Genomic DNA, 6,714 nt, shown 5'->3' with positions numbered 1-6,714 from the left:
CGCCGCATCCGTCGGGGCTGCGGCGCGCGCCGGACGCGCGGCGCCGGCGGGCGGCAGCTGCAGCTCGATGGCGAGCGGGGCGCCGGTGAATTCCTCGCCGAGCTCCTCGACGCGGCGCAGGTAGCGCTCGCGCACCCACTGCAGCACGAAGCGGTTGGGCGCGACGAGCGCCCAGCCGCCTTCGCCGGGTTCGGCCCGCAGGGTCTTGATCCAGGTGTTGAACTGCTGCTGGGGCAGCTCCTGTTCAAGGCGCGACAGGCAGAAGGACCAGAAATCTTGAGTCACGGCGTGGGCTTGGGGGCGTGGAGTGTCGTGGGGCAGGATGGAGGGCAAGCGTGCGGCGGTTCGGTCTGCGGCAGAATTCAGGATGCGCGGCGCCCATGGGCAGGCGCCGGGTTGCGATGCGAGTCGGGGAGTGTGCCGGCGGTGCGCTCGAGCGGCGCACTGTGCGCGTCTCGTCCAGGGCAGTGGCACCTGGAGAGCGTGGCACGAAAAGTCAGCATTCTAAACCGCCACGGGAGACTTATCCACAGGCTCGGTCAAAAATTCCTATTGACAAACATAGGATTATCCATTTAACTCTCGCGTTTGACCTAACACTGGCAGTCCGACATGAAACGCACTTATCAGCCCTCCGTTGTCCGCCGCAAGCGCACCCATGGTTTCCTGGTCCGCATGAAGACCCGTGGCGGCCGTGCGGTCATCCGCGCACGCCGTGCCAAGGGTCGTCACCGCCTCGCCGTCTGAGGTGGTTTCGCCCACGGGCGCTGATCAGGGTTTCCGCAGCGCTCACAGATTGCACAAAACGGATGAGTATTCATCCGTTTTTGCTTTTCGGCGGGCGCTGCGCGGGCGGTTCTACATCGTGCATTACCGGCCCAACGGTCTCGACACGGCCCGCCTCGGCGTGGTCGTGGCGAAGAAGCTGGCCAAGCGCGCCAACGTGCGCAACCTGGTCAAGCGGATCGCGCGCGAGATCTTCCGCCGTCAGCGTGCCGAACTTCCCGCGATGGACCTCGTCGTGCGCCTGAACGCGCCGGTGGCCAAGGCCACGCGCGCGGAGCTCAACCTCGACCTGCTCTCCCTTCTGCAAAGGCTGCCCCGGCAATGAAGACCGTGTTGATCGCCCTGCTGCGTTTCTACCGCTACGCGATCAGCCCGATGCTTGGCCGCAATTGCCGCTTCCACCCCACCTGTTCCGAGTACGCGATCGAGGCGATACAGCGCCACGGCGCGCTGCGTGGCGGCTGGATGGCCGCGAAACGGGTGGGGCGCTGTCATCCCTTCAATTCGGGCGGGTATGATCCCGTTCCCTGACCTGAGACAGAACGATTCCGATGGATCAACGCCGCCTCATCCTCTTTCTGATTTTCTCCTTCTCGCTGGTCATGCTGTGGGATGGCTGGATCAAGCAGAACCAGCCGCCCGCCGCCCAGCAGCAGGCCGCCGCGGGCAACACGGCGCCGGTCGACGGTGCAGTGCCCACGCCCACGCTGAGCGCGACGCCCGGCCAGCCGGTGGTGCCGGGCGAGCAGGCGGCGCAAGTTGCCGCCGCGCCGCGCACCGTGGTCGAGACCGATCTGCTGCGCGCCGAGGTCTCGGCACAGGGTGGTGACATCGTTCGCCTCGAGCTCAAGCAGCACAAGGCGAGCGGCGAGGCGGGCGGCAACTTCGTCCTGCTCGACGACGGCACCACGCGGCACCAGTACGCAGCGCAGTCGGGCCTGATCGGCGAGGGCCTGCCGAACCACAAGACGCAGTTCGAGCTGCCCGCCGGCGAGCTGCGCCTGAAGGACGGCGAGGACGCCGTGGAGCTGCGCCTGCAGGCGCCCGGGCAGAACGGCGTGCAGGTCACCAAGGTGATGCGCTTCGCGCGTGGCAGCTACCTGATCGACGTGGCCTACGAGATCCGCAACGGCTCCGGCCAGGCGCTCGCGCCGCACGCCTATTTCCAGCTCACCCGCGACGGCAACCCGGCCGAGCAGGTCGAGGCCTTCGGCGTCACCACCTTCACCGGCCCGGCCTTCTACACCGACGCCAACAAGTTCCAGAAGGTGCAGTTCGCCGACATCACCGACGGCGACGCCAAGTTCCCCAAGACCGCGGCCGACGGCTGGGTGGCGATGGTGCAGCACTACTTCGTGGGTGCCTGGCTGCCGAAGGAAGGCGAGCAGCGCGAATACTTCGCGCGCGCGCTCGGCAACAACCTGTTCTCCGCGGGCGTGATCCTGCCGGTGACCTCGATCGCCCCGGGCGCCGAGGGCGCGGTGTCCACCCGCCTTTACGCCGGCCCGCAGGAGCAGGACAAGCTCGAGGGCATCGCCCCGGGCCTCGACCTGGTGGTCGACTACGGCTGGCTGACCGTGATCGCGGCGCCGCTGTTCTGGGTGCTGTCCTGGTTCCATAGCCTCACCGGCAACTGGGGCTGGGCGATCATCCTGGTCACGGTGGCGATCAAGGCGATCTTCTTCCCGCTGTCGGCGGCGAGCTACAAGTCGATGGCCAAGATGCGCGTGCTGGGCCCGCGCCTGCAGCGCATGAAGGAGATGTACGGCAACGACAAGGCCAAGATGCAGCAGGAGATGATGAATCTCTACCGCACCGAGAAGATCAACCCGCTCGGCGGCTGCCTGCCCATCCTGGTGCAGATCCCGGTGTTCATCGCGCTGTACTGGGTGCTGCTCGGCAGCGTCGAGATGCGCCATGCGCCGTGGCTGGGCTGGATCCAGGACCTCTCGGCCAAGGACCCGTACTTCATCCTGCCGATCATCATGGGCGTGTCCATGCTGATCCAGATGAAGCTGAACCCGACGCCGCCGGATCCGATCCAGGCCAAGGTCATGATGGCGATGCCGATCATCTTCACCTTCATGTTCCTGTGGTTCCCGTCCGGCCTGGTGCTGTACTGGGTGGTGAACAACTGCCTGTCGATCGCCCAGCAGTGGCAGATCACGCGGATGATCGAAAGTGGAAAGTCGGCCGGCAAGCCCGCCTGACACGATCGCCGCGATCGCGACGGCACCGGGCCGCGGCGGCATCGGTGTCGTCCGCGTCTCGGGCGCCGGCCTCGGCGCCTTCGCCCTCGCCCTGTGCGGCCGCATGCCGCGGCCGCGCATCGCGCACTTCACCCGCTTCCTCGATGAACACGAGCAGGCGATCGACGAGGGCGTCCTCCTCTACTTTGCCGCGCCGGCCTCCTTCACCGGCGAGGACGTGCTCGAGCTGCAGGGCCATGGCGGCCCGGTGGTGATGCAGATGCTGCTCGAGCGCTGCGTGCAGCTCGGCGCCCGCCTGGCCGAGCCGGGCGAATTCACCCGACGTGCCTTCCTCAACGGCAAGCTCGACCTTGCCCAGGCCGAGGGGGTGGCCGACCTGATCGAGGCCTCCACCGCGGCGGCTGCGCGCTCGGCGGTGCGCTCACTGTCCGGGCAGTTCTCCGAGGAAGTCCATCGCATCACCGACGCGCTGATCGACCTGCGCATGCTGGTCGAGGCGACGCTGGATTTTCCCGAGGAAGAGATCGACTTTCTCGAGAGCGCGCGCGCGATGCCGCGCCTCGAATCCATCCACGAGGCGCTCGAGGGCGTGCTCGACCGCGCGCGCCAGGGTGCGCTGCTGCGCAGCGGGCTCAACGTGGTGCTGGTGGGGGCGCCCAACGTCGGCAAGTCCAGCCTCCTCAACCAGCTCGCCGGCGAGGAGCGGGCGATCGTCACCGACGTCGCGGGCACCACTCGCGACGCGCTGCGCGAGACGATCCAGATCGAAGGCATCCCGCTGCACATCATCGACACCGCAGGGCTGCGAGAGACCGAGGACCGGGTCGAGCGCATCGGCATCGAGCGCACCTGGCGCGAGATCGCGCGCGCCGACGTGATCCTGCATCTGGTCGAGGCGGGGGTGGTGGCCGAGGACGACCTCGACGTGCGCCTGCCGCAAGGGGTCGAGCGCATCGTGGTGGCGAACAAGATCGACCTCGCCGGCTTGCCCCCCGGGCGCGTCGAGGCGGGCGGGCGAGTCCGCCTGCAGGTCTCGGCGCGAAGCGGGGAGGGCGTGGAGCTGGTGCGCCAGGAGCTGCTGCGGATCGCGGGCTGGCATGCGCACGGCGAGGACGTGATCCTCGCGCGCGAGCGGCACCTGCTCGCGCTGCGCGAGGCGCTCCTTCATGTGGAGGCTGCGGGCACCCAGCTCGGCGCGCTCGAACTCTTCGCCGAGGAGCTGCGCCTGGCGCAGGAGGAGCTCGCGACGATCACCGGCGAGTTCAGCGCAGACGATCTGCTCGGGGTCATCTTCTCCCGCTTCTGCATCGGCAAGTAGCCGCGGCGAATCCTTGCGGCGCATTGGTTTCCTGCAGGAGCTCCGGCAGGTGCGAATGCTGCGCTGGGGGGAGGGCGGCTACGATGATTGCGGCGGGGCTGCGGGGCCGCGTTCGCGCCTGCCGGCGCTCCTACACAAACCAACGCGCGCTTCGCCGCCATGCCTCGAGCGTGCTGCGGCGCGCTTTTTTTGTTTCACGTGAAACACTCCACCCATGGACACCGAATTCCTCTTTCTCGCGCTCGGGCTTGCCGCCCTGTTTGCCGGCTTCGTGGACTCCATCGTGGGTGGGGGTGGCCTGATCCAGTTGCCGGCGCTCTTTGCGGCCTTTCCGAACACGGCGCCCGCGACGCTGTTCGGCACGAACAAGCTGGCGAGCATCGTCGGCACCACCAGCGCGGCGATCCAGTACAGCCGTCGGGTGGAGATTCCGTGGCGAGTGGCCGGGCCTGGGGCGGTCGCCGCACTCGTCGGGTCCTGGTACGGGGCCAAGGCGGTCGCTTATCTCGACCCCGCGATCCTGCGTCCGCTGATCCTCGCGCTGCTCGTCCTCGTTGCCGTGTACACCTTCCTGCGCAAGGACCTGGGCTCCGTCTCGAAAGAGCCGGAGCATGGTGGACGTTCGGTGGCGATCGCGCTGGGCGTGGGCGCTGTCATCGGCTTCTATGACGGTTTCTTCGGTCCGGGCACCGGGAGCTTTCTGATCTTCCTGTTCATCCGCCTGCTCGGAATGGATTTCCTGCGCGCGTCGGTGTCGGCGAAGATCCTGAACGTGGCGACCAACCTTGCAGCGATCAGCTTCTTTGTCGGCAATGTGGAGCTGATGTGGAAGCTCGCGGCGGTGATGGCGGTGTGCAACCTGACCGGCTCGATCCTCGGTTCGCGCATGGCGCTGAAGCATGGCACCGGATTCGTGCGCAAGATGTTCCTCGCGGTGGTGTCCGTGCTGATCCTGCGGCTGGCCTACGACACCTTCCTGCGCTGAGCGGATGTTTCACGTGGAACAGGGCCGGAGCTCGTTGTTTTCGGCCGCAATCCGGGTGGAGTCTTGTCTTTGCAGGAATATGACTCGGCTGGGTGTGGTAAAATAGCAACGTTGAATAGCCTTGGGAAACTGGGGATATGAACGGACTGCATCTGATCGGCGACATCTATCGATGTCGCGGCGCGCACGACACCCTGACCCGCCGCGCCGCCCTCGAGGAACTCTGCGTGGGCGAATGTCGCGATGCCGGGCTGAGCCCGCTCGGCGCCTACTTCTACCAGTTCGAGAATGCCGAAGGAGAGCCGGCGGGCGTCACCGGGACAGTGGTGCTGGCCGAGTCGCACCTCGCGATCCACACCTGGCCCGAGACCGGCGATGCGACGTTGGACGTGTACGTGTGCAACTTCTCGCGTGACAACAGCGCCCGTGCCCGCCAGGTTTTCCGGCGCGTGATCGAGGTGCTCGCGCCGGCGGAGATCGTGGCGCACGAGGTCGTTCGAGGTCGCCTGCCGGTGGGGGCTTGAGCGATGTCCGAGCCCCTGCTCGATGTGCCTGAGGGTGTGCTCGCGGAGCTCGTCAGCGAGGATGCGGGCTATTTCCTGCGCGGCGCGCGCCTGCTCGAGGCTGGACGTTCCGAGTGGCAGACCTACGAGGTCTGGGAGACGCCACGCTTCGGCAAGCTCTTCCGCCTCGATGGCTGCTTCATGACCTCGGAGCGCGACGAGTTCTATTACCACGAGAACCTCATCCACGTTCCCGGCGTGGCGCACCCCGGCCTGCGTCGGGCGCTGATCCTCGGTGGGGGGGACGGAGGCTCCGCGGACGAGCTGCTCAAGTACCCCGGGATCGAGCGCATCGTGATCGCCGAGCTCGACGCGAAGGTGGTCGAGCTCTCGCGGCGCCATCTCCACGCGGTGCATCACGGTGCCCTGGACGACGCGCGCGTGGAGGTCCGCATCGGCGACGGCATGAAGTATGTGCATGAGGACGGCCCCGCGGCGGGCGAGCGCTACGACCTCATCGTGCTCGACCTCACCGATCCGGTGGGACCGGCGGAGGCGCTCTACGCTGCCGACTTCTTCGCTGCCTGCAAGGCCCTGCTCGCCGAGGGCGGGGCGCTGACCCTGCACATCGGCACGCCGGTGTTCCAGCCCGAGCGCGTCCGCGAGCTGGTCGACCGCCTGCGCCGGGTGTTCGCGAAGCTGCGGCCTTACTTCCTCTATATCCCGCTCTACGGCAGCCTGTGGGGCATGGCCTGCGCCTCCGACACGCTCGACCCGGCCGCGCTGGGCGCCGAAGAGGTGGACCGCCGTCTGGCCACGCGGTCGATCCGCGAGCTTCAGCACTTCAATGGTGCGGTACACTGTGCGCAGTTCGCCCTGCCCAATCATCTGCGCGCCTTGCTGGCCTGAGCC

The 6,714-nt window shown here is 67.4% G+C and carries 9 protein-coding genes; 8 read left to right on the top strand and 1 reads right to left on the bottom strand.

Annotated features, from left to right (window positions below; all coding sequences use genetic code 11):
• Positions 1-285 (bottom strand): DnaA N-terminal domain-containing protein (locus tag C667_RS04255; protein ID WP_004357602.1); only part of this gene is annotated, 285 nt, incomplete at its 3' end.
• A 327-nt stretch (positions 286-612) separates the two neighbouring features.
• On the opposite strand from C667_RS04255, the gene rpmH reads away from it, so the two are divergent.
• The 8 genes from rpmH (at position 613) to speE (ending at position 6,711) form a co-directional block, all read left to right on the top strand.
• Entirely contained in the window at positions 613-747 is a 135-nt protein-coding gene (gene rpmH, locus C667_RS24740; protein ID WP_002926183.1) for a 50S ribosomal protein L34, read from the top strand.
• Positions 686-1,111, top strand: coding sequence for a ribonuclease P protein component (rnpA, locus tag C667_RS04250; RefSeq protein ID WP_245538422.1), 426 nt, complete (start codon positions 686-688; stop codon positions 1,109-1,111). Before rpmH ends, rnpA begins: the two co-directional genes overlap by 62 nt.
• Positions 1,108-1,317, top strand: coding sequence for a membrane protein insertion efficiency factor YidD (gene yidD / locus C667_RS04245; RefSeq protein WP_004357598.1), 210 nt, complete (start codon positions 1,108-1,110; stop codon positions 1,315-1,317). The genes rnpA and yidD overlap by 4 nt, the downstream gene beginning before the upstream one ends.
• Positions 1,318-1,337: 20 nt before the next feature.
• A complete protein-coding gene (gene yidC / locus C667_RS04240; protein WP_004357596.1) occupies positions 1,338-2,996 on the top strand; it encodes a membrane protein insertase YidC in 1,659 nt (552 codons plus the stop codon).
• On the top strand, positions 2,968-4,314 hold the full coding sequence (mnmE, locus tag C667_RS04235; RefSeq protein WP_004357594.1) for a tRNA uridine-5-carboxymethylaminomethyl(34) synthesis GTPase MnmE: 1,347 nt from the start codon (positions 2,968-2,970) through the stop codon (positions 4,312-4,314). The genes yidC and mnmE overlap by 29 nt, the downstream gene beginning before the upstream one ends.
• Positions 4,315-4,528: 214 nt before the next feature.
• A complete protein-coding gene (locus tag C667_RS04230) occupies positions 4,529-5,299 on the top strand; it encodes a sulfite exporter TauE/SafE family protein (RefSeq protein WP_004357592.1) in 771 nt (256 codons plus the stop codon).
• 137 nt (positions 5,300-5,436) lie between these two features.
• Positions 5,437-5,823: an adenosylmethionine decarboxylase gene (gene speD / locus C667_RS26140; protein ID WP_004357590.1), complete on the top strand. Its 387-nt coding sequence runs from the start codon at positions 5,437-5,439 to the stop codon at positions 5,821-5,823.
• Between the two features lie 3 nt (positions 5,824-5,826).
• Positions 5,827-6,711 (top strand): polyamine aminopropyltransferase, encoded by an 885-nt coding sequence (gene speE / locus C667_RS04220; protein WP_004357587.1) that lies wholly within the window; start codon positions 5,827-5,829, stop codon positions 6,709-6,711.
• Positions 6,712-6,714: the final 3 nt, after the last annotated feature.

Origin of the sequence: Thauera phenylacetica B4P (assembly GCF_000310225.1) — a bacterium.
Lineage (GTDB): Bacteria > Pseudomonadota > Gammaproteobacteria > Burkholderiales > Rhodocyclaceae > Thauera > Thauera phenylacetica.
This window is presented reverse-complemented; position numbering and strand designations above follow the sequence as displayed.